Below are 24919 nucleotides of genomic sequence, written 5' to 3' on the forward strand. Positions count from 1 at the left end.
CTATCCTGGAGGGGATGGCACATTTACTGGGCGCTGAGGCGCTGCACCTGGACTACCCCACGAAAACCGTCTTCGAATCGGTGACGGTCGGGATCAATGAAGGCGACCGCATCGGCATTGTCGGCCGCAACGGCGACGGCAAGTCGAGCCTGCTGGGCATGCTGGCTGGCACCGTCGAGTATCAGTCGGGGCGCGTCACCAAGCGCGGGGGAGTGCGATTCGGGGTGCTCACCCAGCGCGATGACCTCGACGCCGATGCCACCGTGCGAGCCTCCATCGTCGGGGACATGGCCGAGCACGAATGGGCGGGGGACTCCCGCATCCGCGACATCATCGCCGGGCTGGTCGCCGACCTGGACTGGGAGGCTCGGATCGGCGAACTCTCCGGCGGCCAGCGACGTCGTGTGGCTCTGGCCGCACTGCTGATCGGCGACTGGGACCTGTTGGCCCTCGACGAACCCACTAACCACCTCGACGTCGAGGGCATTGCCTGGCTGGCCGAGCATGTGAAGAACCGCTGGCCGAAAAACGCCGGTGGACTGCTGGTGATCACCCACGACCGTTGGTTCCTGGATGAGGTCTGCACCGACACCTGGGAAGTCCATGACGGGATCGTGGAGCCCTTTGAAGGCGGCTACGCGGCCTACGTGTTGCAGCGGGTCGAACGCGATCGCATCAACGCGGCCACCGAGCAGAAGCGCCAGAACCTGATGCGCAAGGAACTGGCGTGGCTACGTCGCGGTGCCCCGGCCCGTACCTCGAAGCCGAAGTTCCGTATCGATGCTGCGAACCAGCTCATCGAGGATGTCCCGCCGGTGCGCGACAAGATCTCACTGCAGGCGCTCGCCGTCTCACGGCTGGGTAAAGACGTCGTGGACCTCGAGGACGTCTCCGTATCCTTCGGCGATCGCACCATTTTGAACAACGTCACCTGGCGCATCGCACCGGGGGAGCGCACCGGTATCCTCGGCGCCAACGGCGCGGGCAAATCCACCCTGTTGGGCGTGATTGCCGGCACCGTGCAACAGACCTCCGGGCGCGTCAAGCGCGGCAAGACCGTCCAGTTGGGCATCCTGGACCAGCAGTTCTCTCAACTCGACGACATCCAGAACGACCGAGTGCGCGAAGTATTGGCCCGCACGAAAACCAGCTTCAACGTGGACGGCAAGGAGCTGACTCCGGCGCAGCTGCTGGAACGGCTGGGCTTCGCCCGAGAACACCTCTCCAGCCACGTCGCCTCCCTATCCGGCGGACAGAAACGGCGGCTGCAACTGCTGATGGTGCTGTTGAGCGAACCCAATGTGCTGATTCTCGATGAGCCCACCAACGACGTCGACGCCGATATGCTCGCCGCCATGGAGGATGTCCTGGACTCCTGGCCGGGCACGCTGCTGGTGGTATCCCACGACCGGTACCTCCTGGAGCGCGTCACCGACCAGCAGTACGCGATTCTTGGCGGCCGACTCCGGCACGTGCCCGGCGGTGTGGATGAGTATCTGCGGTTGCGAGACGCGCAGGAAAGCGGTGGTACCGCGGCTCCGTCAGGAAACCCCTCGACCGCTTCCGCACCATCGGCCACCAAGGCCTCCGGGCCAACTGGTGCTGAGCTTCGGGCAGCGCAGAAGGAGATCCAAGCGATCGAGCGAAAATTGGAGAAACTCGGCGATCAGATCCAATCGCACCACGTCTCGATGGCCGAACACGACCAGTCGGACTTTGAGGGACTGGGAAAGCTCACCGCAGAACTCGGCGCGCTCAACCGGCAACAAGAAGAGCTAGAGGAACGCTGGCTGGAGCTGTCTGAGCTGGCGGGCTAAACCGACTTATCCGGCTTTTCCAGCTAATTTTCGTCGGCCCACAGTTCCATCACGAACACGGTGTCGGGTTCATCGTCGTTGACGCCGACTTCGTAGAGCAGACAACCGATGTCGTCGTTACCGAGATGGGGACGGGAGATGAGGGCGACGACGTCGTCGCGATGACCGGGCTTCACACCGAGTGTGCCAACATGCGCGAAAGTCATAGCTGAAGTCTAAGAGCGCGGCTAAGACGCAACCAGGGTTGGTGCTGCGCGAGGACGTCTACCGGCGAAACCGCGTGTGTATTGTTCAGATCAGTACACCAGCGTCGCGTTCGTCGTGGCGCCTGTTGAAAGGAACCCCTCATGGTGATTGCCGGGCTCATCCTCACCGGACTTGCCGCACTCGTTCACGTCTACATTTTTGTGCTGGAGTCCCTGGCCTGGAGCGGTCGTCGTGCGCAGGCCACATTCGGCCACACCGCTGACCAGGTGGAAGTCACCAAGGCGTTGGCGTACAACCAGGGCTTCTATAACCTTTTCCTGGCCATCGCCGTATTCCTCGGGACCATTTTCATGACAGCCGGACAGACCGCGATCGGAGCGACTCTGGTGTTCACTGGTGCCGGATCCATGGTCGCGGCGGCTCTGGTGTTGCTGCTGTCCAACCGCACGATGGCCTCCGCAGTCCTCAAACAGGGCGCGATACCGGCGCTGGGCATCATCGCGCTGGTGCTCGGACTCGCGTTCTGACACCCACCATCCCTAGATCGCTGGGGTCAGGATTTCCTCGCGGACGAGAGCGGCGCCGGCGCTGAGGGCGTTGAGCTTGCCCCGGGCGACCTCGCGGGAGAGCGGTGCCATTCCGCAGTTGGTCGACGGGTAGAGCTTGTCGGCGTCGACGAAGCGCAGGGCATTTCTGAGCACGTCGGCGACTTCTTCAGGTGTTTCGACCTCGTTGGTGGCGACGTCGATCGCACCCACCATCACCTTCTTGCCTCGGATCAGCTCGATTAGATCCATCGGCACCCGGGAGTGTTGGCACTCCAACGAAACGATGTCGAGACTTGAGCGCTGCAGGAGCGGGAAGAACCGCTCGTACTGCAGCCATGCTGAGCCCAGGGTCTTCTTCCACTCGATATTCGCTTCGATGCCGTAGCCGTAACAGATGTGCACCGCCGTCTCGCAGCGCAGACCCTCCACGGCGCGCTCCAGAGCGGCGACGCCCCAGTCGTTGACCTCATCGAAGAACACATTGAACGCCGGCTCGTCGAATTGGACGATGTCGACGCCGGCAGCTTCGAGTTCTTTGGCTTCCTGATTCAGGATGCCGGCAAACTCCCAGGCCAGTTTCTCGCGGCTGCCGTAGTAGCTGTCGTACAGCGTGTCGATCATCGTCATGGGCCCGGGGAGCGCCCACTTAAGTTGACGGTCTGTGTGCTGGCGGGCGAAGGCGGCGTCCTCGACGAACACCGGCTTCTCGCGGGACACCGCACCGACCACGGTGGGGACGCTGGCATCGTAGCGGTCGCGGATGCGCACAGTCTGCCGGGTCTCAAAGTCGACGCCGTCCAGGTGCTCGATGAAGGTGGTGACGAAATGCTGGCGGGTCTGTTCGCCGTCGCTGACCAGGTCGATGCCCGCGGATTCTTGTTCGTGCAGGGACAGGCGCAGGGCGTCACGCTTGCTTTCGAGCAGTTCGTCATCCTGCCATCGCCAGGCCGACCAGAGCTGGCCTGGTTCGGCCAACCAACTTGGCTTCGGTAGGCTGCCGGCGGTGGAGGTGGGCAATAGAGAATTCATGGCGATCAACCTTGTCTCGCGACGGCACGCTGCCCGCGATCGGCGGTCCAACGTTCCAGAACGGGTTTGTAGGGTTCGATGAAGTGCTTTTGGGTGAAGAGTCCTTGGCGCTGAGCCAGCTGACTGCGCTCACGGCGGTCGTATTCGATCTGGGTGAACGAGCAGTCCGGGTTCTCCAGGCTCGGTTGAAAGTGCGCACCCGCGGGCGAGTTCGCGTTGTAGATCTCCGGGCGGTAAATCTTCTGGAACGACTCCATGGCGCTGACCACGCTGATCAACTCAAGGTTGGTGTAGTCCGTGAGTAAACCTTCGCCTGCATAGAAGGCCAAGGGAGCCACGCTGCCGGTGGGCATGAAGTAGCGCGCCTGGAGCCCCATGCGGTTGAAATACTGGTCCGTCAGCGAGTCGTCATCGTGGAGGTACTCCACGCCCAGAATCGGGTGAACGTTGGTGGTGCGCCGGTAGGTTTTGCTGGTGGAGACGCTGAGACAGATCACCGGTGGCTTGGCGAACGCCTCGCGGTAAGTATCCGAGTCGATTACGAACTTGAACAACTCTCCGTGGAGGAGACCGAAGTCCTCCGGAACCTCCCGCCGTTCGGTATTGATGTTGTAGGCGGGAAGGCGCACGCTGAAGTCGTAGTCGCGGACATAGGACGACAGGCTGTTCCCGGTGACGCCGGCGATGCGTTGCTGGGTGTGATGATCCACGATGGTGGTCTGCAGCAGCTCGATCGCCGGGAACGTCTTGCCCTGACCATCCACGTCAATGTCGATGGTGACGATCTCGATCTCCAATGTGTACCTGTCGCCGGTGGGGTTGTCCCAGTTCGCCAGGTGGTTGAAGCGGGAATTGATCATCTGCAGGGTGTTGCGCATGTTCTGCTGACGGTGTTCACCGCGCGCCAAATTCGCGAAGTTCGTGGTCAGTCGGGTGCCCTCGGCGGGACGATAGTCCTCGTCGAAGGGAATCCTGCTGATGGTCAGTGTGAAGTCGTGGCTCATGGTGATCTGTCGCCCTCATTCCGGAGTCTGCGACTCGTCGGTCGGACCGTGTGGGTGGTGGAATGTGGCAAGCCTAAGTGCCGCCCTATCCCGCCTGGCAACTAGGACGGTCACACATCCTTGGGGCGCGTAAAGTACGGGCACTCATCGATCAATGCCGGATTCTCTCGCCCGTGCCGGCGTCACGAATTGACGGGTGGGGCGGCGTCTTGCTAAACGCGACGTCACTCCAAGGGGACGCGGCGAGCACCCGCTCCGGTATCGCCGAGCTCGTCGTCGGGATTGAGCAGTGTGCACGCTTTCATGGACAGGCAACCGCAACCGATGCAGCCGGTGAGTTCCTTCTCGAGACGTTCGATGCCCTGGCGACGTTGCTCCAGCACGCGTTTCCAGCGCCGTGATGCTTTTTGCCAGTCTTCGTGGCTCGGGGTCCCCGTGAGCGGGACGTCGGCGAAGGCTTCCTGCAGATCCGACAGGGGAATGCCGAGCCGCTTGGCCACGGAGACTAGCGCGACGCGACGCAGCATGTGCCGCGGGAAGCGGCGTTGATTTCCGGCGGTGCGGAATGAAGTGATGAGACCCATGCGCTCGTAGTAGTGCAGCGCGGAGACGGCAACTCCGGTGCGCTTGCTCATTTCCCCGACGGTCATCAGCTCGTCGGGGTGGTGGTCGATCGTTGATAGTTCAGTAGCGTCGTCTGCCTGTTGTGACACCTTGCATACCTTCCGGGCTTTGACCTCAACCATACTTGAGGTTCTACAGTGTGGGTAGTCGTTCTTTCTCCCTGGAGGTCCCGTCTCGTGACGTATGTGATTGCTCTGCCGTGTGTGGATGTGAAGGATCGGGCGTGTATTGATGAGTGCCCGGTGGATTGCATTTATGAGGGTGAGCGGATGCTGTATATCCACCCGGATGAGTGTGTGGATTGTGGTGCCTGTGAGCCGGTGTGCCCGGTGGAGGCGATCTATTATGAGGATGATCTTCCTGAGGAGTGGGAGGATTACTACGGTGCCAATGTGGAGTTCTTCTCGGATTTAGGGTCGCCGGGTGGTGCGGCGAAGATGGGCGTGATTCCCAAGGATCATGCGTTGATCTCCGCACTGCCCCCACAAGGAGAGTACGCATGAGCCGCCCTGTCGAGGCGAAGGTCGACGTCTTGACCGCTTTCAAGAACGCCTTCCGTGAGCATCCGGCCGGTATTGCGCTCATCACTGCGGCCACACCGGATGGACCAGTCGGCCTCACCGCCTCCAGCGTGGCCTCGGTGAGTGTGGATCCGCTCGCGCTGTCGTTCTCGGTCACCCGGGCGACGGGTAGCGCCGGTGCCATCATCCGCAGCAACAGTTACCTGGTACACCTGCTGGACCACCGACATCAGGACATTGCTCAGCACTTCAGCGTCACCGGCGGCGAGCGTTTTACCCCTGAGCAAGGATGGACCGTGCTGGATACCGGAGAGCCGTATCTGCCGGGCGTGCGAGCGGCACTGCGCTGTCGCACTCTTCAGCAGGTGCCGGTGGGGTCCTCGACCCTGGTGGCTGCGGAGGTCCTAGAGATTGTGTCCGGTGAGAGCGCGGATCCGATGGTGTATCACGACCGGACCTTCACCCGACTTTCACGTCCTGGTACCTGAGGGCTCCGAGTCCCCGAGCCCGACCAGTTGGCGCGGGGTGTGCCAGAGAAGGTCGGCGAGCGCCTCCCGCCCTAGTCCCCACCGGTTGATGACCTGGAGCTGGTGCGCATAGGGGTAGGGGATGTTCGGGAAATCCGTGCCGAGCACGATCCGATCGGCAATGGCGGCGATGTGGTCCGGGAAATCGGTCGGCAGCGGAGCGATCGACTCCATGTAGTCGGTGCCCACCATCGTGGTGTCCAAGTGCACGTTCGGGTACTGGCGGACCAAATCGAAAAATGATGCGTAGTCTGGCAGTCCGGCGTGGGCGATCACCAGTGTTAGTTCCGGATGCCGTTGGAGCAGCTCCTGCACCGGTTCCACACCGGTGAACCGGCCGCGGTTCGGCCCGTGGCCGCAGTGGATGACCACCGGGGTACCCCGCTTTTCGAGATGCTGCCACACAGGGTCGAGCAGTGGGTCTACCGGCGAGAAGCCGCCGACCTGTATATGGACCTTGAACAGTCGTGCGCCGTCGTCCAACGCTTGTTCCACCACCTCGACGACCTCGGGCTCCGGGAAGAAGGTGGCTGAGTGGATGGATTCGGGGTGCTCTGCTGCGAAACGGGTGGAATAGTCGTTCAGCCAGGCTGCCATTCCCCTCCGGTGGGCGTAATTAAGGGTGCCGAAGTGCTTTACCCCGATGTCGCGCAGGGTACGCACCCGTTCAGCTTCGTCGGTGCGGTAGGTGATGGACCACGGAGGGACTCCAGGGCGATCCACGGCGTCAAAGAACTGCCACACCTTTCGCAACACATTGTCGGGCATGAAGTGAACATGGAGGTCGGCAATGCCCGGAATATTTGTCGCGCGTCAGACTTAGTGGCAGGGCCGTTATGTAGGTCCTGAAGGAGAGTCAGACATGGGTAGACCACCCTCGATTCCGGCGGAGAAGAAGACCCGGATAGTGCTGAGCGTGCTGGCCGGCGAGATGTCCATCGCCGAAGCGGCACGCAAGGAGAAAGTCAGTGAGCAGTCCATCGGACGGTGGAAGGCCGAGTTCCTGGAAGCCGGCAAGACCGCCCTGGTGGCCGGCAGGTCCGGACCATCCTCCCGAGAGGAACAGCTGGAGGCCGAGGTCGCCGAGCTGACCCAGGCCTTGGGCGAGGCACACCTGGAGGCCAGGGTGTGGAAGAAGTCCGCGGAGGGCCGGCTGGGCCCTTCGAGGACCTCGAGGTGATCCGCGTGGAAGCGGGCATGTCGACCGCGAGGTTCTGCCAGCTCTTCGACATGCCCGAGCGGACCTGGCGCCGCTGGCAGGCCAAGGCCCGCACCGGGACGGCGGTGAAGGGACCGTGGCCGCAACCGGCACGGCAGGCCGCCAGGGAACTGGTGGTCAAGCACGCGCTGGCCCATCCGGCGTGGGGGCATCGGAAGATCTGGGCAATGGTCCGCCACGACGGGCATGTGGTTTCCGAGGCGACCGTGCTGCGAATCCTGCGCGACGAGGGGCTGATTCTGCCCGCGCAGTACCAACGGGAGCGACGGAAGCTGGCCGAGCGGCGCAAGGCCGCGTTCGCCACCGAGCCCTCAGGCCCGAACCAAGTCTGGCAGCTGGACTTCAGCGAGTTCGAGACCACCACCGGAGGGACCTGGCGGCTGGCCGGGTGCCGGGACTACTGGTCCAAGTACGAGCACCCCTTCCACGTTTCGCCCACCGGGAACCAGCACGACGCGATCGACGCGATCGAGTTGGCCCTGGCCGACTACGAGGCCATGTTCGGTCACCCGCTGGTCGAGGCCTGCCCGGTCGATCCCGAGACCGGTGAGCTGTTGCCCGTGGTGACCATCGTGACGGACAACGGCGGGCCGTTCCGGTCCTTCCGCTTCGAGTCCTTCATCGCCGCCCACCCCGAGCTACACCACGTGCGCACCCGAGTGAAGACCCCGGGGCAGAACGGGTCCCGTGAACGCGGCTTCGGCACGCTGAAGTACGAACGGCTCTACCTGGACGAGATTGACGACGCGATCGTGCTCGCCGAGCGGGCCGAGGACTACCGGATCGAGTACAACGAGCTCCGGCCCCACGAGGCCATCTCATGGAACCGGCCCAAGGAGGTGCACCTGGGCCTGGCCGACCCCACCACCCCGACATTCAAAACCAAGGAAATCCTGCCAACTACTTGACGCGGGACATATTCAGCGACTCAAGCCACGCTGGAATTTGCTGATCCGAGGCGGGTTCCATGATGGAGGCTCCTTCACCGGTGGTCGTGCGATACAGTGCGAAAGCACCCCTGGATGATCCACAGGAGACCCTGCTTTCATGACACTGAACACCACTCTAACCACACTTGATGGTTTCGCTCTCGCGGTGCAACAGGACGGCCCGGACGATGGTCCGACGCTGCTGCTGCTTCCCGGGCAGGCGAATTCGCACCGATGGTGGAACGGGCTGCGGGAGCGGTTCCACGACCGGTTCCGCACCGTGACCTTCGACTATCGCGGTACGGGCGAGAGCCGTGGTGAGATCGGGCCGTGGACCACCCGCAGTTTCGCCGACGACGCGCGGGCCGTGCTCGATCATGTGGGTGCCGATCAGGCTGTTGTCTACGGAACGTCCATGGGCGGGCGGATCGCTCAGTTCTTGGCAGCCCGGGAGCCGGCGAGGGTGAGCGCATTGCTTCTGGCCTGCACCACGCCCGGCGGCGAGCATGCGGTGGAGCGCAGCAATGAGCTGCGGGCCCGGCTCGGTCGCGCCGATGCTGCCACGCGGTTGCAGATGCTTTTCGAGCTGTTCTACACCCCGGCCTGGGGCGGGACACCGGAGTCGAGCACGCTGCTAGGGGATGCGAGCATGACGGGACCGGAACGCGCGGCACACCTGAAAGTCAGCGACCTGCACGACGCCTGGGAGGTGCTACCGGAGATCACGGCGCCCACCCTGGTGCTGCACGGCACCGACGACGAGATGGCGCCGGTGGTCAACGCCGAACGTATCGCGGGCCGGATCCCCGGAGCGCAGCTACGTCTTTGGGCGGGTACCCGGCACGGATTCTTCTCCGAGCGGGCCGACGAGGTGACCGCCGAAATTCTCCGGTTCCTGGACGCTGAACATAGCTGAACCGAACCGACCAGCGTCAGGATTCTGCCGGAGGGAACGCTCAGATCAGGGCGTCAGCCCAGGTGCCGAGCCACCAAGCGGCGTCGTAACCGCCCGCGAATTCCCGGTAGACGGTGTCAGCGCCACGCAGTGTGAGTACCTGGTTCAGCCACCGGTTGCCCAGGACTTGCCAGACGCGCGCCGGCGGCGGGCCGAACTCCCACATGCCGCACTCTTGGTAGAGCCGGAGCTGGTCCAGTACGGTTTCTTTGGCGTCGAGAAACTCTTGGATCAGCACGGGAACCGGCTTCGTGCCCACCAGATCACCCTCTGTCTGGTCCCGATGGGCGTACCAGCATGAGGGAGACTGCATGATCGCCACCCCGAAGGACTCTGGGTGGTGCAGGGCGGTGAAGTCGGTGTTTGCCGCGAGTTCCGGATGGCGCAGATTCAGTGGGTCGACGAGGATCACCACACCATGCCGGATCATGTCCGACTGTCTCAGTGCATCACGGACGGCCGGTGCCGTGTGCTCGGCGGTGCCGTGCTGACTGAGCTCGGCTGCGAGCTACCCGCCAGCGCGCAGAATTTCCCCGGATAAAGACACTGTCAGTGATGAGCTCATCGGGAACATTGATGCCGATGTGCTGTTGGTGACCCTGAGCCCTGCGGAAGAGAGTGCAGACTGGTTCCTCGACAACCCGCTGTTCCAGGCGGTGCCTGCGGTGAAGGAGGGACGCTGCGCGGTATTGGAACCCGAAGCGGGTTCCACCTTCGCCGTCGTGGCCTGGGCGCTACGCATGCAAAGCCCACTGAGCCTGCCCTGGGTGGCTCAAGAGCTGGAAGCGCTGGCCAACGAAGCAATTGGCTGATTCGTCCTGTCGCGCGGCCAGTGCGCCTCGGGGCGAGACCGACAGCGGTAGACTGCTCCTCATGCTTTCTTCCCTTCGCCCCGTGGCGCGCGCCGTGCGGCTGAGCGCTGTGGCCCTCGTGGGCGCATGTGTGCTCAGCGGCTGCGTGACCAATGAAGAGCAGGGTCATCCTGAGGGCTGGCAGCCCGTGGAGGTCGAGGAATCGGCCGACGTGGCGGCACTCGTTCCCGAGGATATCGCCGAGCGCGGCTACCTGACCATGGGCACCAACCCGCCCTTTGCGCCCTTCGAGTTCAAGGACTCCCACGGCGAGATCGTCGGCCTGGAAATCGACTTGGCCACGGCGCTCGCCGGGGCGATGGGGCTCGAACTGCGCCCCGTTGAGCAGGATTTCGCGATGATCCTGCCGGCGGTGTCCTCAGGCACCATCGACATCGGTGGTTCCGGTTTCACCGATACTGAGGAGCGCCGCACCAACTTCGACTTCGTGAACTCCCTCTACGCCGGTATTCAGTGGGCCCAGGCCACCGATTCCGAGCACGGAACGATCGATCCAGACGACGCCTGCGGGCTTACCGTGGCAGTCCAGCGAAACACTGTCTCCGAGACCGATGACCTGCGTCCGAAATCCGAGGCGTGCCGGGAAGCCGGCCGCCCCGGGATCGAGATTCTGTCCTACGACACCTCGGATACCGCGGCCACCGCGTTAGTGCTGGGCCGGGCTGATGCCTTCTCCGCCGACTCACCGATCACGGCCTGGGCGGCCGAGCGCGCCGACGGGAAGATCATGGCCACCGGGGAGATGTTCCAGGCCGCGCCCTACGGGTTCGCCGTACCGAAGGATTCCGAGCTCACCGAGGCGCTCGCTGCCGCCATGCAGCATCTCATCGACACCGGCACCTACGCCGAGGTGCTGGGCCAATGGAATATCGATGAGGGCCTGATCGACCAGGCACTCATCAACGAAGAGCCCTACTCATCCGCCGACCGCACCCCTGCAACCAGGGAGAGTTCATCATGACCCCGACCGACACTGCACGCCCGTCTGCTGCGCCCATCCAAGCCAAGCCGCTGCGCCACCCCGGACGGTGGATCGCTGCCGCCGTGGTGTTGGCACTGGCCGCCTGGTTCATCATCGGTGCGCTGAACAACGATAACTACGGCTGGGATGTGTACCGGCAGTACCTGCTGGACACCCGCATCGCCACTGCTGCGCTACACACCCTGGCGCTGACGGTGCTGTCGATGCTGATCGGCGTGGTGCTCGGGGTGGTGCTGGCCGTGATGCGCATGTCACCGAACCCGGTGTTGCGCGCCGTCGCCTGGGTGTACCTCTGGGTATTCCGCGGCACTCCCGTCTACGTACAGCTGGTGTTTTGGGGGCTGATGGGCTCGCTGTACCAATCGCTGAACCTTGGCTTCACCGAAATCGACCTGCAGGCGCTGCTGAGCAATATGTTCTTCCTCGCCGTCATCGGGCTGGCCCTGAATGAAGCCGCGTACATGGCAGAAATCGTGCGTTCCGGTATTCAGGCGGTGCCTACCGGGCAGATGGAAGCCTCCAAAGCGCTCGGCATGAGTTGGTCGCTGACGATGCGCCGCACCGTGCTACCGCAGGCGATGAAGATCATCATCCCGCCCACTGGCAATGAGGTCATCTCGATGCTGAAGACCACCTCGCTCGTCGTCGCCGTGCCTTACTCCTTGGAGCTCTACGGACGCTCCATGGACATCGCCAATGCGCTGTTCGACCCGGTCCCCATGCTGCTGGTGGCTGCCACCTGGTACCTCGCCGTCACCTCGGTGCTCATGGTCGGTCAGCACTACCTGGAGAAGCACTACGACCGCGGTGTCACCCGCGAACTCACCGGCCGCCAGCTGGCGGCGCTGGCCGACGCCGAGGGGTCGATCCCGGCGAACATGACCGTGGCGGATAACCAGCCCTACCGAAAGGGGAACTGAGATGACGAACCTGATGGTAGACGCCCGGGACCTGCACAAGAGCTACGGTGCGGTTCCCGTGCTGAAGGGGATTGACCTGCAGATCGCCCCTGGCACCGTGACCTGTCTGATCGGGCCCTCTGGATCTGGCAAGTCCACCCTGCTGCGCTGCGTGAACCACCTGGAGAAGATCACCGCCGGACGGCTCTACGTCGACGGCGATCTGATCGGATACCGGGAGCGCAACGGCGTGTTGTACGAAATTTCCGAGAAGGAAGCCGCCCGGCAGCGCGCGGGGATCGGCATGGTGTTCCAGCAGTTCAACCTGTTCCCGCACCGCACGGTGCTGGAGAACATCATCGAGGCCCCGATCCACGTGGCTGGCATCACTCCGCGCGAGGCCAAGGCCCGCGCCCATCGGCTGCTCGAGCAGGTCGGTCTGGCCGACAAAGCCGGCTCTTACCCGAACCAGCTCTCCGGCGGGCAGCAGCAGCGGGTGGCAATCGCCCGGGCCGTGGCGATGGAACCGAAACTGATGCTCTTCGACGAGCCCACGTCCGCTCTGGATCCGGAGCTGGTGGGCGAGGTGCTGCGCGTGATGAAGCAGCTGGCCGAAGACGGGATGACCATGCTGGTGGTCACCCACGAAATGGGCTTCGCACGAGAGGTTGCCGATACGGTGGTGTTCATGGACGGCGGCGTCGTCGTGGAATCCGGTGAACCCGCCACGGTGATCGAGAACCCGCAACACCCGCGCACCCAGGAGTTCCTCTCCTCGCTGCTGTAGCTGCCACGATAGAGCACCTGAACCATTCTCGAAGGAGCACCCCGTGACGACCGCTCGCATTCGGAAGGCCACCCGCGATGACATTCCTGCCGCGCAAGAACTGAAGCTCGCCTGCTGGCGTGAGGTCTACGCGGACCTACGCGACGAGGAGTTTTTCCGCCGCGCCGAGGCCCGCCTTGATGAGGACATTGCCTGGTGGCAGCGCGGCATTGACGCCGGAGCCGAGTTCCACGTGGCCGAACTGGAGGGCACCTTCGGCCCCCAGATCATCGGCATCGCTGGTGCCACCCCGACCCTGCCCGAGGACGCCGACGCTGGCGTGGGCATCGAGATGGGGATGCTCTACGTGCTCCAGAAACACGATGCACCCGCGGCGCCCGGGGCTGGGGCTCCGGGGCTGCGCGCGCTGCTCTTGGAAACGGTGTTGCAGGGCCGTGAGGCGCTGGTGTGGGTGATCGAACAGGACCAGACAACCCTCAACTTCTACCGCGACCATGGTTTCACCCCAGACGGCGCGCGAGAGTCGCTTGACGGCGAGTGGGCAGGGTTGAGCGAGATTCGGCTGGTCCGCCGCCCCTAGTGTCGGCACGGGTTCGCTCCGTAGGCTGAAGGTGACGAAAAATCGACCCACTGAAAGGGGAACCATGCGTGCCCTGCTGATTCCGGAGAAGGGTGCCGCACCCGTGCTCTCCGACGACCTCGACGACCAGACCATCCTCGGCGCGGAGGCCCCCGGCGCCGCCGATACCGACGCGGTGATCGACGTCGACTGGTCCTCCCTGAATTTCAAGGACGGCATGGCGTTGTCCGGCCGTGGCATCGTGCGCAGCTGGCCTCTGGTCCCCGGCATCGACGCGGTGGGTACCGTGCGTGATCCGGGCGCTACCGGGCTTTCCGTCGGCGACACCGTGGTGCTCAACGGCGCCGGGGCCGGCGAGTCCCGTCACGGTGGCTACGCCGAGGCAACCCGGGTGCCCGCGGAAGCAGTCGTGCGGGTGCCGGAGGCGTTCACCGCAAAACACGCCGCGGCGATCGGCACCGCTGGATTCACCGCCATGCTGTGTGTGCTGGCCCTTGAGGACGCCGGCATGGTGCCCGAACACGGTCCGATCCTGGTCACCGGTGCAGCCGGTGGTGTGGGTTCTGTGGCGGTGTCTCTGTTAGCCGGACGCGGATTCCAGGTGACCGCCTCCACTGGACGGGTGGATTCTGAAGGGGACTTCCTGCGCTCCCTCGGCGCCACCGAGATCATCCACCGCGACGAACTCTCGGACACCTCGCCTACCGAGAAACCGCTGCAGTCCCAACGCTGGGCCGGTGCCGTGGATTCCGTGGGCTCGACCACGCTGGGCAACGCCCTGGCCCAGACCCGCTACGGCGGAGCAGTGGCCTGCTGTGGGCTGGCGGCCGGACCGGATTTGCCCACCACGGTGCTGCCGTTCATCCTGCGCGGGGTACGGCTGCTGGGTGCCAACTCGGTGGACGCACCCCTGGCATTACGCCAGCGGGCCTGGGACCGCCTGGCCGAGGAACTCGACGTCGCCGTACTGGATTCGCTCACGGAGACGATCGGACTGAGCGAGATGATCGACGCCTCAGAACGCATTCTTGCCGGGGGAGTGCGCGGTCGTACCGTGGTGGACGTGAGTCGCTGAGTCCGCCCCGGGCGCTGGGATAGGGTGGAGCCATGCCAGAATTTGCAGGACGATCGGTCTCAGAGCTATCGACCAGCACCCAGAATTATCTGAAATCCATCTGGACGCTGTGCGAGTGGTCGGATGAGCCAGTCACCCCGTCCCTGATCGCCGGGCGGGCCGGCGTCACCCTGTCTTCGGCGTCGGATGCGATGCGCAAGCTCGCCGAGCAGGGCCTCGTCGAATACGAACGCTACGGGCAGCTGCGTCTGACCCCGGCCGGGGACCTGCTGGCGCTGGCCATGGTGCGGCGCCACCGCCTGATCGAGACGTTCCTCGTGACCGTGCTGGGCTACCAGTGGGATGAGGTGCACGACGAGGCCGAGAGCTTAGAACATGCCGTCTCCGACCTGATGATCGAGCGTATCGACGAGCACTTGGGACATCCCAGCCGCGACCCGCATGGTGATCCGATCCCGGCCGCCGACGGCAGCATTGACCACGTGGCCGCCGAGGTGCTCACCGACCTGCCGCTGGGTCAGCGCGCCCGGATCGAGCGGATCTCAGACGATGACCCGGAGCTGCTGCAGTTTTTCGCCGCCCAGGGAGTCCAGATCGGCGCAGTCGTTGAGGCACGCGAGGCTCAACCGTTCTCCGGGTCCCGCCAGATTCTGCTCGTCGACTCCGGGGTGACCCTCCCATTGGGACAGGCCGCCACCGACTCGGTCTGGACGGTGCCGGTCTAACTCTGGACTGCACCACCCCCGTGGTGAACTGGCTCGGGGGCACTCTCCCTACATGTCGTAGTCCACGTCGAGATTTATTCTGGATGGCAGGTGCTCACTGACCAGCGGTCCTGACTTCTCAAAGAGGCGCTTCAGAACCGCTTCGAGCTCGTCGTCGACATAGTGCTGGTCGCTGAAGGCGATGTCGTTGCAGGCCACGGCACACTCTCGCGGAACCTCAACCAGTGAGTGAGGGAGGCAACTTTCCGCATTTTCCTCCCGAAACGGGCCTGATTGCAGGGTGTACAGTTCGGCGTTGGGCGTGAGGGGGATGCGCGACACATTGGGGCCGAAACGAAGGCTGTAGGTCATGGGGTGTGGACCTCTGAACGCTGGACTGCCTGAGCAGCAGACTCTCGGATCAGCTGGTATCCGGCCTGGCGCCGTCGTTGAGCTCCGAGCAGGTGCCTCACAAGTAGCACCGCCGTGAACATGAGCCCCAAAAAGACTGCAATACCGGCACTGGTGGCGGCATTGAGCACGTACGCGAGCCAGAATCCGAGGAAAGAACCGCCCGCGGCGAAGCCGAGCGTCAAGGCGATCATCGTGGACATCCGGTGCGCCAGCAGCGCGGCGGTAGCCGCGGGCACCACGATCAGGGCGAGCACCAGAATCGCTCCCACCGCGTAGAAGGCAGCGGTCACGGTCAGCGCCACCAGGAACATCAGGGTCGTGTTCAGTGCCACGGTGCGCAGCCCGAGGCTGGCGGCGTAGGACTGGTTGAACGTCGTCAGTTTCAGCGCTGGATAGCACAGCGCGATAAAGGCGACGTCCAGTGCCAGCACGCCCAGCATCACATACAGATGCGTGGGCCCAAGCACGGTGCCGCCGATCACCAGCTGATCGAAGGCGGCCAGGTTCAGGTCTCCCACCAACACGGTGTGAGTGTCCAAGTGCAAGTTCGAGAAATGCGTCGAAACCATCAGGATGCCGATCGAGAAGAGCGCAGGGAAGATCAGCCCCTGCGGAGCATCACCAGCCACCAGCCCGGTGCGCTCAAGGAGTTCGGAACCCAGCACCACGATCAACCCCGACAGTGCTGCCGCCAGCAACAACCAGGGCGAGCTCAGGTCCTGGGTGAACCAGTAGCCGACAACGATGCCGGGGAACACTGCGTGGCCGATCGCATCCACCAGCATCGAATTCCGCCGCAGCACCACGAAGGCCCCGAGCAACGCACAGGCGAGCGCTGTGCCAACCGCCAACAGGATCACGCCGATCAGGAAGCTCATGCGCGCACCTGCTCACGGTTCTCGGCCAGCAGCTCGGCGCGCAGTCGACGCCGCGCGCGTACCCGACGCATCGCGGCAGCCACCACACTGCGTTGCGGGGAGCAGAGCAGGGAGACGACGAAGACGGCGAACAGCACCAGCACGATCACCGGTCCGGTGGGCACATCGCCGATCGCGATGGAGAGATAAGCACCCAGGCTGGATCCCAGCCCCCCGAAGATCCCGGACAGCACCACCATCGGCCCCAGTTTCCGGGTCCATTGGCGAGCGGCAGCCGGGGGAGTGACCACGAACGCGACCATCAGCACCAGGCCCACCGCCTTGACGCCGATCACGGTGGCCACCACCACGGAGGTGAACATCACCGCGTCGATGACCTTCCCGCGGAATCCGAGCACCTCGGCGTGGTGGGGATCGAAGCTACGTAGCGCGAATTCCTTCCAGCACAGCGCCAGCACGACCAGCGCGATACCGCCCACCACCCAGGAGGTGGTCAGATCGGCCCGGGTCATGACCGAGGCGTTGCCGAACAGATAGTCCTGGATACCGCCGATACCCACCAGACCCGAATTGGAGATGACGCGCATCATCAGCATTCCAGCACCGAAGAATAGAGTCAGGGAGATCGCCATCGCGGTGTCCACCCGGATCGGGGAGATCGCAGTGATCAGGTGCGCGAACCCGACGGCGGCCGCGCCCACCACCATGGCGCCCATCACCAGTAGCCCCATATTCCGTCCATCGACGCCGAGCACCAACACGGCGGCGAGGAAGGCAACCAGGGTTCCGGGAAACGCCGCGTGCGAGATGACATCCGACATCAGCGACTGTTTGCGCAGGTACGCGAACGCGCCGAGGCATCCGGCGACGACGCCAATGACCGCGGTTCCGAGGAACACCACGCGGTAGGTGTGATCGGACCAGAATTCGAGCAGACTCATCCGGTGGCTCCAGGGAGCTGAACGGCAGGGTCATACGTGGCGCGGATCGATTCAGGGGAGAACGCGATATCAACGGGACCGGAAGCCACCACCGAGCGATTCAGCAGGGTGACCTGATCGCAGTATTCCGGCACGGTAGCTAGATCATGGTGGACCATCACCACGGTCTTGCCCTGGTCTCGCAGAGTATGCAGCACATCGACAATGGCCTGCTGGCTGCGTGCATCCACCCCCTGGAACGGCTCGTCCATGAAGAACAAGTCCGGATTCTGGGCCAGCGTGCGGGCCAGGAACACCCGCTGACGCTGTCCGCCGGAGAGCTGGCCGATCTGACGGTCCGCCAGGTTCGTGATCCCGGTCTGCTCCAGGGCGGAGTGCGCCGCCTCGCGCTGGGTGCGTCCGGGGCGGCGGAACCAGCCCAGCTGTCCATAGGTGCCCATCAGCACGACGTCGAACACGGTGGTGGGGAAATCCCAATCCACCGACGTCGACTGCGGCATGTAGCCCACTCGGGAGCGCACCCGGTTCAGGGGTTCGCCGAAAAATCGCACCGAACCGGTCAGCGGTCGGACGAGTCCCAGCATGGCGGAGATCAGGGTGGATTTGCCCGCGCCGTTGGGGCCGACCACTCCCATCACCACGCCGGCGGGAATGTCGAGATCAACGGCCCGCACCACCGCCTCATCGCGGTAGGCGACGCTCAGGTGGCGGGTGCTGCAGGCGATGTCGCCGTTGCTACTGTGCTTAGTCGGCACTGTGCTCGTCTCCCAATGCGTTCACGATGGCCTCGGTGTTGTGACGGAACACCTTCAGATAGGTGTTGACATTGTCCCCCGCGCCGAGGGAATCTGCGAACAGCTCCTCCTCCGAGACGGCCACGTCCCACCCCCGAGACTGCACCGCCTCACGCAGGGAGGTGATGGCCTGCGGGCTGGCCTGGTTGTCGTAGAAGATGACCGGCACCTCGTGCTCGGCGATCAGATCGGCCAGCTCCGAGAGCTCCCCGGCGCTGAGCGCGGCATCGGAGGAGATGAAATCGGTGGCGTGCACCTCGAGGTCGTAGGTGTCGCCGTAGTAGTTGAACGCGTCGTGGCCAGTCACCAGAATCCGCGGCGCCGGGATCGAGGCGGTGGCGTCTGCCGCTTCGTCTGCGGCCGCCTGAATCTCGGAGAGGTAGCCCTCGGCGCGCTGCTGGTAGTCGTCCGCGCGCTCCGGGTCGTGCTCGCTGAAGGTCTCGGCGATCACTTCCACTGCTTGCGACCACGCTTCGGGGCTGTTCCAGATGTGCGGGTCGCGCATCGGCTCGCCCTCCTCGTCGGCATCCGGCCACGGCAGCAGCAACTCCGCGTCGATCTCCTCGCCGACGGCGACCTGAGCATCACCCAGGCTGCGCAGCTGGCCCTCCATCTGGGCTTCGAGGTGCAGCCCGTTCCAGAGCACCAGATCCGCGTTCTGAAGGGTTTGGATGTCCTGGGTGGAGGGCTGGTAGGTGTGCGGATCGCCGCCGGGGCCGACCATGGTCGTGACTTCGGCGTCCGGGGCGATCACGGACACCGCATCCGCCAGATACCCGGTGGTGGCGTAGACGTTCAGCGCGCCCTCGACCGCAGCATCGTCTGCGCCTCCAGACCCGCCGGGGGAGGCCTCCGAGGAGCAGGCGGTGAGCACCAGTGCTGCACCCGCACCAACGGCCAGCAGGCCGCGGTGTCGACGATGTCGATCAGTCAGCCGAGCCGAAAATCGAGAAGAACGGGATGAGAGGGGCGAGTGAGAACGTCCCAAGACATAACGCATGAGATCAGTGTAGACATAACTTAAGATACGGCAACGCGTATCTTAAGTCGCTGTTGTCATAGTTGCGTTCAGTGCACCACTGTTGTTTCTGTTGCAAAGGCAGTACGCTGTGAAGAGCATCACGAACCGTGAGGAGATCTCTATGAGCACCGTCGACCTTCGTTACCTGGACGCCCACCAGTACGGGCAGTGGTTGCAGCAGCCCGGGGCTACCGTGATCGTGCCGGTGGGTGCTTTCGAGCAGCACGGGCCGCACCTGCCGATGGCTTCCGACGAAATTCTGTCCGGCCACATGGCCCGCGGCGTGGCCGAGCGCACGGGTGCCAAGGTCGCCGCCCCCATGAACTACGGCTACAAGTCCCAGCAGAAATCCGGCGGGGGAGACCATCTGCCCGGCACGATCTCGCTGGATGCCGCCACTATGATCGGCATCACCCGCAGCATCGTGAGCTCCTATCTGCGCCAGGGGGTCACCCGACTGGTGCTGCTCAATGGGCACTATGAGAATTACCAGTTTCTCTACGAGGGCATTGATCTGGCCCTGCGCGAGGGAGGATTCACGACGTCGAAGGCCGGCGCGCCCGCGGTCCTGTTGCTCTCCTATTGGGACTATGTCACCGAACAAACGCTGGCCGAGGTGTACCCCGACGGTTTCCCGGGCTGGGATATTGAGCACGGCGGGGTGCTGGAGACCGCGCTGATGCTGCACCTGCAGCCCGAACTGGTGGACCTGGACCGGGCGGTGGATCACCCGGCCGCCGAGCTGCCGCGCTTCGACCGGTTGCCCGTGGTGGCCGAGCGTACCCCCGTTACCGGGTGTCTCTCCGCGCCCACCGGTGCCACCGCAGACAAGGGTCGACTGCTGTACGAGCAGGTGACGATGTCGATCGCCGCCGATCTGGAAGAAGAGCTCGGTTCTTCCCCAGCGTGAATCGACCTCGCAGATATGGAACAATAGGCGGGTGCCGTCGGAGGCGACGGCACGGTCCGCCCTGGTGTAACGGCAGCACGCCAGCCTTTGGAGCTGTGCAGTATAGGTTCGAATCCTATGGGCGGAACGTCATGCAGTACCGGATCAAGGAAGTGACCGTCTGTGACCGAGTCCGTATACCCCACGGAGACCTCTGCCCCCTCGGCAGTCATCGTTCTGGCCGCTGGTCAGGGCACCCGGATGAAATCCACCACCCCTAAAGTGTTGCATCCTATTGGGGGTCGGTCCCTGGTTGGACACGCACTGGCCGCAGCGCAGACCTTGAACCCTCAGCACCTGGTGGCCGTGGTGCGCCACGAGCGCGACCGGGTGGCCGCCCATCTGACCGAACTGGTTCCGGACCTGGTTATTGCCGACCAAGATGACATCCCGGGCACCGGCCGCGCCGTCGAGCAGGGGCTGGACGCGCTTCCCGAGGACCTGGATGGCACCGTCGTCGTCACCTATGGTGATGTTCCGTTGCTCACGTCCGAGACGCTCACCGAGCTGGTCTCCACGCACCAGCGTGACGCCAACGCGGTCACCGTGCTCACCGCCTCGTTGCCCGACCCCACCGGCTACGGTCGCATTGTGCGCGACGACGCCGGGTTGGTGGAACGGATCGTGGAGCATAAGGACGCGCTGAAGATTCAGCAGGACACCGGCGATGCTTCCGTGCTGGCGCTGACCGAGGTGAACTCCGGTATCTATGCGTTTGACGCTCGCGTGCTGCGCCGCACCCTGGCACAGGTGTCCACCGACAACGTTCAGGGCGAGAAGTACCTCACTGACGTGCTCGGCCTGGCCCGCGCCGAAGGCGGCCGGGTCGCGTCCCTGATGACGGCCGACCAGTGGGAGGTTGAGGGCGCGAACGATCGCCGCCAGCTGGCCGAACTGGGTCGCGAACTGAACAACCGCCTCACCGATCACTGGATGCGCGCCGGGGTGACCATCATCGACCCGGCCTCCACCTGGATCGACGTCCAGGTCAGCCTGAGCCCCGACGTCGTGCTCAAGCCCGGCACTCAGCTACACGGTGCCACCACCGTGGGCGTGGGCTCCGTGATCGGCCCCGACACCACCCTCACCGATGTGACCGTCGGTGCCGGCGCCACCGTCAAGCGCACCGACGCCACCGATTCGGTCATTGGTGACGACGCCACCGTCGGCCCTTTCACGTATCTGCGCCCGGGCACCGTACTGGGCGAGGAGGGCAAGATCGGCGCGTTCTACGAGACCAAGAAGGTCACCATCGGGCGCGGCTCCAAGCTCTCGCACCTCGGCTACGCCGGCGACGCCGAAATCGGGGAGTACACCAACATTGGCTGCGGCAACATCACCGCTAACTACGATGGCGTGAACAAGCACCGCACCGTGATCGGCTCCCATGTGCGCACCGGCTCCAACACGGTGTTCACCGCACCCGTAGAAATCGGCGACGGCGCCTACACCGGCGCTGGAGCCGTGGTCCGCAAGAACGTTCCGGCCGGGGCACTGGCCCTGACCGTTGCCCAGCAGCGCAACATGGAAAACTGGGTGCGCGAAAACCGCCCCGGTACCGCTGCTGCTGAGGCTGCCGGCCCTGCCGCTCCCACCTCCTGATCTCAACCGCCGCACCGAACCACCGTCACTGAGGAGAACCCGATGAGCGAACTCAGCCATCACGTCAACAAGAAGCTGGTCATCGCCTCCGGACGTGCGCACCCCGAGTTGGCGGAGGAGATCGCCGAGGCGCTGGGCACCGAGCTACTGCCGCTGAGCGCCTACGACTTCGCCAACGGTGAGATCTACGTGCGCCCCGGGGAATCCGTGCGCGGCAAGGACGTCTTTATCCTGCAGTCGCACCCGGCCCCGCTGAACAACTGGCTGATGGAGCAGTTGCTGCTCATCGACGCCGCCAAGCGCGCCTCCGCTCGCCGGATTACCGTGGTGTCCCCGTTCTACCCTTACGCCCGCCAGGACAAGAAAGGTCGCGGCCGTGAGCCGATCTCTGCCCGCATGGTGGCCGATCTGTACAAGGCCACCGGTGCTGACCGCGTGATGAGCGTGGACCTGCACACCGCCCAGATTCAGGGCTTCTTCGACGGACCGGTGGACCACCTCTTCGCCATTCCGCTGCTGGCCGACTACATCCGCGGTCGGGTGGGCAACTCCGACGTCACCGTGGTCTCCCCGGACACCGGGCGCGTGCGCGTGGCCGAGCAGTGGGCGGACCGTCTCGGTGGCGTGCCACTGGCGTTCGTGCACAAGTCGCGTGACCTGACCGTTCCGAACCAGGCCGAGTCCAAGACCGTCGTCGGTCAGGTCGAAGGCCGCACCTGCGTGCTCATCGACGACATGATCGACACCGGCGGCACGATTGCCGGAGCCGTGCGCGTGCTCAAGGAAGCCGGCGCCAAGGACGTCATCATCGCCGCGACTCACGCGGTGTTCTCCGACCCGGCCGCCCAGCGCCTGGCCGAATGCGGGGCCCGCGAGGTCGTCGTCACCAACACCCTGCCGATCCCGGCCGGCAAGCGTTTCAATAACCTCACCGTACTGTCGATCGCCCCGCTGATCGCCCGTGCCATCAAGGAGGTCTTCGAGGACGGCTCCGTGACGAGTCTCTTCGACGGCAACGCCTGAGCGGAAGTGCTAAAATAGTCGCTGTTGCCCAGGCGAGGGAGCGTCACGCTCCGTGATCGACGAGGCTGCCAGCGAAACGCATCGCGGATCCTGGCCTGTCCTGACTTTCCTGCCTGGAACCAAAACCACAGGAGGACAACTATGAGCGACCGCATCAAACTGCAGGTGGAGACCCGCGACGACTTCGGTAAGGGTGCATCCCGCCGCGCCCGTCGCGAAGGCAAGATTCCCGCCGTGATCTACGGCCACGGCACCGAGCCGAAGCACATCCTGATGCCCGGCCAGGAAACCTTCCTCGCCGTGCGTAACCCCAACGCCCTGCTGACCCTGGTCAATGGCGGCGAAGAGACGATGGCCCTGCCGAAGGACGTCCAGCGTGATCCGCTGAAGGACACCATCGACCACATCGACCTGCTCATCGTGCGCAAGGGCGAGAAGGTCACCGTCGACGTCTACGTTGAGGTCGAAGGCGAGGTCGCGCCGGGCGCGATTCACAACCTTGAGGAAGTCACCGTGCCGGTCGAAGCCGATGCACTGAAGCTGCCTGAGCGCGTCACCGTCTCCGTCGAGGGACGCGAACCCGGCCAGCACCTGCACACCACCGACGTCGTTGTCGACGGCGAAGGCGAGGTGCTCCTGGAAGAGGATCACGTCATCGTCACCGTCAACGAGGTTGTCGAGCAGGATCTTGGTGAAGAGACCGAGGACGCCGCTGAAGGCGAAGAGGCTGCCGAGGGCAAGGCTGCTGAAGGCGAAGAGTCCGGCGAGTCGGCCGAGTCCGACAGCGAGTGATCTGCGGCTAGCCAGCAGTGAACACCACCGCGGAGTCCAACCCCACCACCGGCCCCTGGCTGGTGGTGGGGTTGGGCAACCCCGGTGATCAATACGCGGGAACCCGGCACAATATCGGCCACATGGTGGTTGACGAGCTCGCCTCCCGTCACGGGGAGCGCTGGAGCCGCCACAAGGCCGGCGCCGCCGTCGTCGAAACCCGGCTGCGCCCCGGGGCGCCCAAAATCGTCCTGGCCAAACCCGCCAGCTACATGAACCTCTCCGGGAAACCGGTCAGCGCGCTGGTGCGCTTCTTCTCCCTGACCCCGGAGCATCTCATCGTCGTCCACGACGAACTCGACATCGACTTCGACACTATCCGCCTGAAACGCGGCGGTGGTGAAGGAGGGCATAACGGGCTGAAATCCATCAGCCAATCCCTGGGTACCCGAGACTATGTGCGTGTGCGCGCCGGCATCGGCCGCCCCCCGGGACGCATGGATGTGGCCGACTATGTATTGCGGCCTTTCGGCACGACCGAGCGCAAGGAACTTCCGCTGCACCTGGACCGCTGCGCTGACGCCGTCGAATCCCTCATCGAAGACGGTATGGCAGCGGCCCAGAACCGCTTCCACTGATCAGCGGGACTGGATCCACGCTTTGACTTCGCGGGCCTGACGATTCACCACGCGGCCTACCTGAGGCTCCGCGAACTGGGCGATCTTTGCCCCCGCGAACGGAATGCCGCAGGTCACCGAACCAGAGACGGTGATGCGGGTGCCTTTCTCCGTGGGCTCCAGCACCTGGGTGACATCCGCGGTGACCTTGCCGGCCGGAACGGTGACGGTCATGCTCGCGGTACGGGCGCCTTCAGCCGACGCCGTCGACCACTGATCCTGTTGCTGCACTGAAATCTGGCCCTTGACGAACCGCTTCGCCATCTCCGGCAGCTTGGCCGCAGGAACGGTGCGGGTCATCGACACGAGGGTGGCGCCGTCGCCGCCCTGAGGGGTGGCCGAAAACTCCGTCAGCTCGCCGCCGAGCGACTCGGAGACCGAGCGGTTGAAGGCCTCGTCGGTGAGGACGGCGAAAACCTCTTCCACGGGGAAGGGAAGCTCGGTGGATTCAGTGAAAGCCATGGCAAGGGCTCCTGTTCTCGCGGGGACGGGTGCGCGCCCCGCGCCGTGCGGTGGGTTACTCGGAAAGAGTCTACGGGACGCGACATCGAATCCGGTTCTGCCAGGCGG

Annotated in this window: 31 protein-coding genes and 1 tRNA gene; 20 read left to right on the forward strand and 12 right to left on the reverse strand. The window is 64.4% G+C overall.

Annotation, left to right across the window (positions count from 1 at the left end):
- The first annotated feature begins 14 nt into the window (after positions 1 to 14).
- Positions 15 to 1817, forward strand: a complete 1803-nt coding sequence (locus P8192_RS04715) for an ABC-F family ATP-binding cassette domain-containing protein (RefSeq protein ID WP_278158892.1) — start codon at positions 15 to 17, stop codon at positions 1815 to 1817.
- Positions 1818 to 1840: 23 nt separating this feature from the next.
- Here the strand turns inward: P8192_RS04715 and P8192_RS04720 are convergent, their stop codons facing one another.
- Positions 1841 to 2023 (reverse strand): putative quinol monooxygenase, encoded by a 183-nt coding sequence (locus P8192_RS04720; protein WP_347403429.1) that lies wholly within the window; start codon positions 2021 to 2023, stop codon positions 1841 to 1843.
- Positions 2024 to 2164: 141 nt separating this feature from the next.
- Here P8192_RS04720 and P8192_RS04725 point away from each other — a divergent pair, with 141 nt between their 5' ends.
- Positions 2165 to 2551, forward strand: coding sequence for a DUF1304 domain-containing protein (locus tag P8192_RS04725; protein WP_278158894.1), 387 nt, complete (start codon positions 2165 to 2167; stop codon positions 2549 to 2551).
- Between the two features lie 12 nt (positions 2552 to 2563).
- Here the strand turns inward: P8192_RS04725 and P8192_RS04730 are convergent, their stop codons facing one another.
- From P8192_RS04730 to soxR, 3 genes are all read right to left on the reverse strand, one after another.
- On the reverse strand, positions 2564 to 3601 hold the full coding sequence (locus tag P8192_RS04730; protein WP_278158896.1) for a methionine synthase: 1038 nt from the start codon (positions 3599 to 3601) through the stop codon (positions 2564 to 2566).
- A gap of 5 nt (positions 3602 to 3606) precedes the next feature.
- Entirely contained in the window at positions 3607 to 4605 is a 999-nt protein-coding gene (locus P8192_RS04735) for a putative oxygenase MesX (RefSeq protein ID WP_270105879.1), read from the reverse strand.
- 224 nt (positions 4606 to 4829) lie between these two features.
- Positions 4830 to 5255 carry a redox-sensitive transcriptional activator SoxR gene (gene soxR, locus P8192_RS04740; RefSeq protein WP_278159736.1) on the reverse strand — a complete coding sequence of 142 codons (426 nt, stop codon included), beginning with the start codon at positions 5253 to 5255 and terminating at the stop codon, positions 4830 to 4832.
- A 150-nt stretch (positions 5256 to 5405) separates the two neighbouring features.
- Here soxR and fdxA point away from each other — a divergent pair, with 150 nt between their 5' ends.
- Both fdxA and P8192_RS04750 read left to right on the forward strand, forming a co-directional pair.
- On the forward strand, positions 5406 to 5732 hold the full coding sequence (fdxA, locus tag P8192_RS04745; protein WP_278158899.1) for a ferredoxin: 327 nt from the start codon (positions 5406 to 5408) through the stop codon (positions 5730 to 5732).
- Positions 5729 to 6238 carry a flavin reductase family protein gene (locus tag P8192_RS04750; RefSeq protein ID WP_278158901.1) on the forward strand — a complete coding sequence of 170 codons (510 nt, stop codon included), beginning with the start codon at positions 5729 to 5731 and terminating at the stop codon, positions 6236 to 6238. The genes fdxA and P8192_RS04750 overlap by 4 nt, the downstream gene beginning before the upstream one ends.
- On the opposite strand, the gene P8192_RS04755 is transcribed toward P8192_RS04750, so the two are convergent.
- The gene (locus tag P8192_RS04755) at positions 6221 to 7078 is read right to left on the reverse strand and encodes an amidohydrolase family protein (protein ID WP_278159738.1); all 858 of its coding nucleotides are present in this window, start codon (positions 7076 to 7078) and stop codon (positions 6221 to 6223) included. The genes P8192_RS04750 and P8192_RS04755 overlap by 18 nt on opposite strands.
- 61 nt (positions 7079 to 7139) lie before the next feature.
- On the opposite strand from P8192_RS04755, the gene P8192_RS04760 reads away from it, so the two are divergent.
- The 3 genes from P8192_RS04760 (at position 7140) to P8192_RS04770 (ending at position 9341) form a co-directional block, all read left to right on the forward strand.
- Positions 7140 to 7457, forward strand: coding sequence for a helix-turn-helix domain-containing protein (locus tag P8192_RS04760; protein ID WP_010080477.1), 318 nt, complete (start codon positions 7140 to 7142; stop codon positions 7455 to 7457).
- A gap of 17 nt (positions 7458 to 7474) precedes the next feature.
- A complete protein-coding gene (locus P8192_RS04765) occupies positions 7475 to 8404 on the forward strand; it encodes an IS3 family transposase (protein ID WP_102162537.1) in 930 nt (309 codons plus the stop codon).
- A gap of 139 nt (positions 8405 to 8543) precedes the next feature.
- Positions 8544 to 9341: an alpha/beta fold hydrolase gene (locus P8192_RS04770; RefSeq protein ID WP_278158911.1), complete on the forward strand. Its 798-nt coding sequence runs from the start codon at positions 8544 to 8546 to the stop codon at positions 9339 to 9341.
- A 40-nt stretch (positions 9342 to 9381) separates the two neighbouring features.
- Here P8192_RS04770 and P8192_RS04775 read toward each other — a convergent pair whose 3' ends face one another.
- Positions 9382 to 9810, reverse strand: a complete 429-nt coding sequence (locus P8192_RS04775) for a hypothetical protein (RefSeq protein ID WP_278158913.1) — start codon at positions 9808 to 9810, stop codon at positions 9382 to 9384.
- Positions 9811 to 9973: 163 nt separating this feature from the next.
- Here P8192_RS04775 and P8192_RS04780 point away from each other — a divergent pair, with 163 nt between their 5' ends.
- The 7 genes from P8192_RS04780 (at position 9974) to P8192_RS04810 (ending at position 15300) form a co-directional block, all read left to right on the forward strand.
- Positions 9974 to 10192, forward strand: coding sequence for a hypothetical protein (locus tag P8192_RS04780; protein WP_278158915.1), 219 nt, complete (start codon positions 9974 to 9976; stop codon positions 10190 to 10192).
- Positions 10193 to 10253: 61 nt separating this feature from the next.
- Entirely contained in the window at positions 10254 to 11213 is a 960-nt protein-coding gene (locus tag P8192_RS04785; RefSeq protein ID WP_270105872.1) for an ABC transporter substrate-binding protein, read from the forward strand.
- The gene (locus P8192_RS04790; protein ID WP_278158918.1) at positions 11210 to 12154 is read left to right on the forward strand and encodes an amino acid ABC transporter permease; all 945 of its coding nucleotides are present in this window, start codon (positions 11210 to 11212) and stop codon (positions 12152 to 12154) included. Before P8192_RS04785 ends, P8192_RS04790 begins: the two co-directional genes overlap by 4 nt.
- Position 12155: 1 nt before the next feature.
- Positions 12156 to 12920: an amino acid ABC transporter ATP-binding protein gene (locus tag P8192_RS04795; protein ID WP_278158920.1), complete on the forward strand. Its 765-nt coding sequence runs from the start codon at positions 12156 to 12158 to the stop codon at positions 12918 to 12920.
- 43 nt (positions 12921 to 12963) lie between these two features.
- The gene (locus P8192_RS04800) at positions 12964 to 13500 is read left to right on the forward strand and encodes a GNAT family N-acetyltransferase (protein WP_278158923.1); all 537 of its coding nucleotides are present in this window, start codon (positions 12964 to 12966) and stop codon (positions 13498 to 13500) included.
- Positions 13501 to 13564: 64 nt separating this feature from the next.
- A complete protein-coding gene (locus P8192_RS04805; RefSeq protein WP_278158925.1) occupies positions 13565 to 14575 on the forward strand; it encodes an MDR family oxidoreductase in 1011 nt (336 codons plus the stop codon).
- Positions 14576 to 14607: 32 nt separating this feature from the next.
- Positions 14608 to 15300, forward strand: coding sequence for a metal-dependent transcriptional regulator (locus P8192_RS04810; RefSeq protein ID WP_278158927.1), 693 nt, complete (start codon positions 14608 to 14610; stop codon positions 15298 to 15300).
- Positions 15301 to 15348: 48 nt separating this feature from the next.
- Here P8192_RS04810 and P8192_RS04815 read toward each other — a convergent pair whose 3' ends face one another.
- Genes P8192_RS04815 through P8192_RS04835 form a run of 5 tightly spaced genes read right to left on the reverse strand, consistent with a single transcriptional unit; the run spans position 15349 to position 19306 of the window.
- On the reverse strand, positions 15349 to 15651 hold the full coding sequence (locus P8192_RS04815) for a hypothetical protein (protein WP_278158929.1): 303 nt from the start codon (positions 15649 to 15651) through the stop codon (positions 15349 to 15351).
- Positions 15648 to 16571 carry a metal ABC transporter permease gene (locus P8192_RS04820; RefSeq protein WP_278158931.1) on the reverse strand — a complete coding sequence of 308 codons (924 nt, stop codon included), beginning with the start codon at positions 16569 to 16571 and terminating at the stop codon, positions 15648 to 15650. Before P8192_RS04820 ends, P8192_RS04815 begins: the two co-directional genes overlap by 4 nt.
- Complete coding sequence (locus P8192_RS04825; RefSeq protein WP_278158933.1) at positions 16568 to 17512, reverse strand: metal ABC transporter permease; 945 nt, start codon at positions 17510 to 17512, stop codon at positions 16568 to 16570. Before P8192_RS04825 ends, P8192_RS04820 begins: the two co-directional genes overlap by 4 nt.
- Complete coding sequence (locus P8192_RS04830; RefSeq protein ID WP_270105864.1) at positions 17509 to 18267, reverse strand: metal ABC transporter ATP-binding protein; 759 nt, start codon at positions 18265 to 18267, stop codon at positions 17509 to 17511. The genes P8192_RS04825 and P8192_RS04830 overlap by 4 nt, the downstream gene beginning before the upstream one ends.
- The gene (locus tag P8192_RS04835) at positions 18257 to 19306 is read right to left on the reverse strand and encodes a metal ABC transporter substrate-binding protein (protein ID WP_278158935.1); all 1050 of its coding nucleotides are present in this window, start codon (positions 19304 to 19306) and stop codon (positions 18257 to 18259) included. Before P8192_RS04835 ends, P8192_RS04830 begins: the two co-directional genes overlap by 11 nt.
- A 142-nt stretch (positions 19307 to 19448) precedes the next feature.
- Here P8192_RS04835 and P8192_RS04840 point away from each other — a divergent pair, with 142 nt between their 5' ends.
- From P8192_RS04840 to pth, 6 genes are all read left to right on the forward strand, one after another.
- Positions 19449 to 20237 (forward strand): creatininase, encoded by a 789-nt coding sequence (locus tag P8192_RS04840; protein WP_278158937.1) that lies wholly within the window; start codon positions 19449 to 19451, stop codon positions 20235 to 20237.
- Between the two features lie 55 nt (positions 20238 to 20292).
- Positions 20293 to 20364, forward strand: a tRNA-Gln gene (locus tag P8192_RS04845).
- Between the two features lie 35 nt (positions 20365 to 20399).
- Positions 20400 to 21878, forward strand: coding sequence for a bifunctional UDP-N-acetylglucosamine diphosphorylase/glucosamine-1-phosphate N-acetyltransferase GlmU (gene glmU / locus P8192_RS04850; RefSeq protein WP_278158939.1), 1479 nt, complete (start codon positions 20400 to 20402; stop codon positions 21876 to 21878).
- 42 nt (positions 21879 to 21920) lie between these two features.
- A complete protein-coding gene (locus P8192_RS04855) occupies positions 21921 to 22901 on the forward strand; it encodes a ribose-phosphate diphosphokinase (protein WP_278158941.1) in 981 nt (326 codons plus the stop codon).
- Positions 22902 to 23042: 141 nt separating this feature from the next.
- Complete coding sequence (locus P8192_RS04860; RefSeq protein WP_278158943.1) at positions 23043 to 23693, forward strand: 50S ribosomal protein L25/general stress protein Ctc; 651 nt, start codon at positions 23043 to 23045, stop codon at positions 23691 to 23693.
- Between the two features lie 17 nt (positions 23694 to 23710).
- Positions 23711 to 24310 (forward strand): aminoacyl-tRNA hydrolase, encoded by a 600-nt coding sequence (pth, locus tag P8192_RS04865; RefSeq protein ID WP_278158946.1) that lies wholly within the window; start codon positions 23711 to 23713, stop codon positions 24308 to 24310.
- Here pth and P8192_RS04870 read toward each other — a convergent pair whose 3' ends face one another.
- Entirely contained in the window at positions 24311 to 24811 is a 501-nt protein-coding gene (locus tag P8192_RS04870) for a DUF2505 domain-containing protein (RefSeq protein ID WP_278158948.1), read from the reverse strand. It abuts the gene before it with no gap.
- Between the last annotated feature and the right edge of the window lie 108 nt (positions 24812 to 24919).

Origin of the sequence: Citricoccus muralis, assembly GCF_029637705.1 — a bacterium.
Lineage (GTDB): Bacteria > Actinomycetota > Actinomycetes > Actinomycetales > Micrococcaceae > CmP2.

Coding starts and splice junctions, on each gene's coding strand:
- P8192_RS04760 (WP_010080477.1), top strand. CDS start 7,140: ATGGGTAGACCACCCTCGATTCCGGCGGAGAAGAAGACCCGGATAGTG.
- P8192_RS04790 (WP_278158918.1), top strand. CDS start 11,210: ATGACCCCGACCGACACTGCACGCCCGTCTGCTGCGCCCATCCAAGCC.
- P8192_RS04715 (WP_278158892.1), top strand. CDS start 15: ATGGCACATTTACTGGGCGCTGAGGCGCTGCACCTGGACTACCCCACG.
- P8192_RS04860 (WP_278158943.1), top strand. CDS start 23,043: ATGAGCGACCGCATCAAACTGCAGGTGGAGACCCGCGACGACTTCGGT.
- soxR (WP_278159736.1), bottom strand. CDS start 5,255: ATGACCGTCGGGGAAATGAGCAAGCGCACCGGAGTTGCCGTCTCCGCG.
- P8192_RS04750 (WP_278158901.1), top strand. CDS start 5,729: ATGAGCCGCCCTGTCGAGGCGAAGGTCGACGTCTTGACCGCTTTCAAG.
- P8192_RS04785 (WP_270105872.1), top strand. CDS start 10,254: ATGCTTTCTTCCCTTCGCCCCGTGGCGCGCGCCGTGCGGCTGAGCGCT.
- P8192_RS04870 (WP_278158948.1), bottom strand. CDS start 24,811: ATGGCTTTCACTGAATCCACCGAGCTTCCCTTCCCCGTGGAAGAGGTT.
- P8192_RS04795 (WP_278158920.1), top strand. CDS start 12,156: ATGACGAACCTGATGGTAGACGCCCGGGACCTGCACAAGAGCTACGGT.
- P8192_RS04820 (WP_278158931.1), bottom strand. CDS start 16,571: ATGAGCTTCCTGATCGGCGTGATCCTGTTGGCGGTTGGCACAGCGCTC.
- P8192_RS04810 (WP_278158927.1), top strand. CDS start 14,608: ATGCCAGAATTTGCAGGACGATCGGTCTCAGAGCTATCGACCAGCACC.
- P8192_RS04730 (WP_278158896.1), bottom strand. CDS start 3,601: ATGAATTCTCTATTGCCCACCTCCACCGCCGGCAGCCTACCGAAGCCA.
- P8192_RS04825 (WP_278158933.1), bottom strand. CDS start 17,512: ATGAGTCTGCTCGAATTCTGGTCCGATCACACCTACCGCGTGGTGTTC.
- P8192_RS04720 (WP_347403429.1), bottom strand. CDS start 2,023: ATGACTTTCGCGCATGTTGGCACACTCGGTGTGAAGCCCGGTCATCGC.
- P8192_RS04765 (WP_102162537.1), top strand. CDS start 7,475: ATGTCGACCGCGAGGTTCTGCCAGCTCTTCGACATGCCCGAGCGGACC.
- P8192_RS04835 (WP_278158935.1), bottom strand. CDS start 19,306: ATGCGTTATGTCTTGGGACGTTCTCACTCGCCCCTCTCATCCCGTTCT.
- P8192_RS04735 (WP_270105879.1), bottom strand. CDS start 4,605: ATGAGCCACGACTTCACACTGACCATCAGCAGGATTCCCTTCGACGAG.
- P8192_RS04815 (WP_278158929.1), bottom strand. CDS start 15,651: ATGACCTACAGCCTTCGTTTCGGCCCCAATGTGTCGCGCATCCCCCTC.
- P8192_RS04775 (WP_278158913.1), bottom strand. CDS start 9,810: ATGATCCGGCATGGTGTGGTGATCCTCGTCGACCCACTGAATCTGCGC.
- P8192_RS04770 (WP_278158911.1), top strand. CDS start 8,544: ATGACACTGAACACCACTCTAACCACACTTGATGGTTTCGCTCTCGCG.
- P8192_RS04840 (WP_278158937.1), top strand. CDS start 19,449: ATGAGCACCGTCGACCTTCGTTACCTGGACGCCCACCAGTACGGGCAG.
- P8192_RS04725 (WP_278158894.1), top strand. CDS start 2,165: ATGGTGATTGCCGGGCTCATCCTCACCGGACTTGCCGCACTCGTTCAC.
- P8192_RS04855 (WP_278158941.1), top strand. CDS start 21,921: ATGAGCGAACTCAGCCATCACGTCAACAAGAAGCTGGTCATCGCCTCC.
- P8192_RS04805 (WP_278158925.1), top strand. CDS start 13,565: ATGCGTGCCCTGCTGATTCCGGAGAAGGGTGCCGCACCCGTGCTCTCC.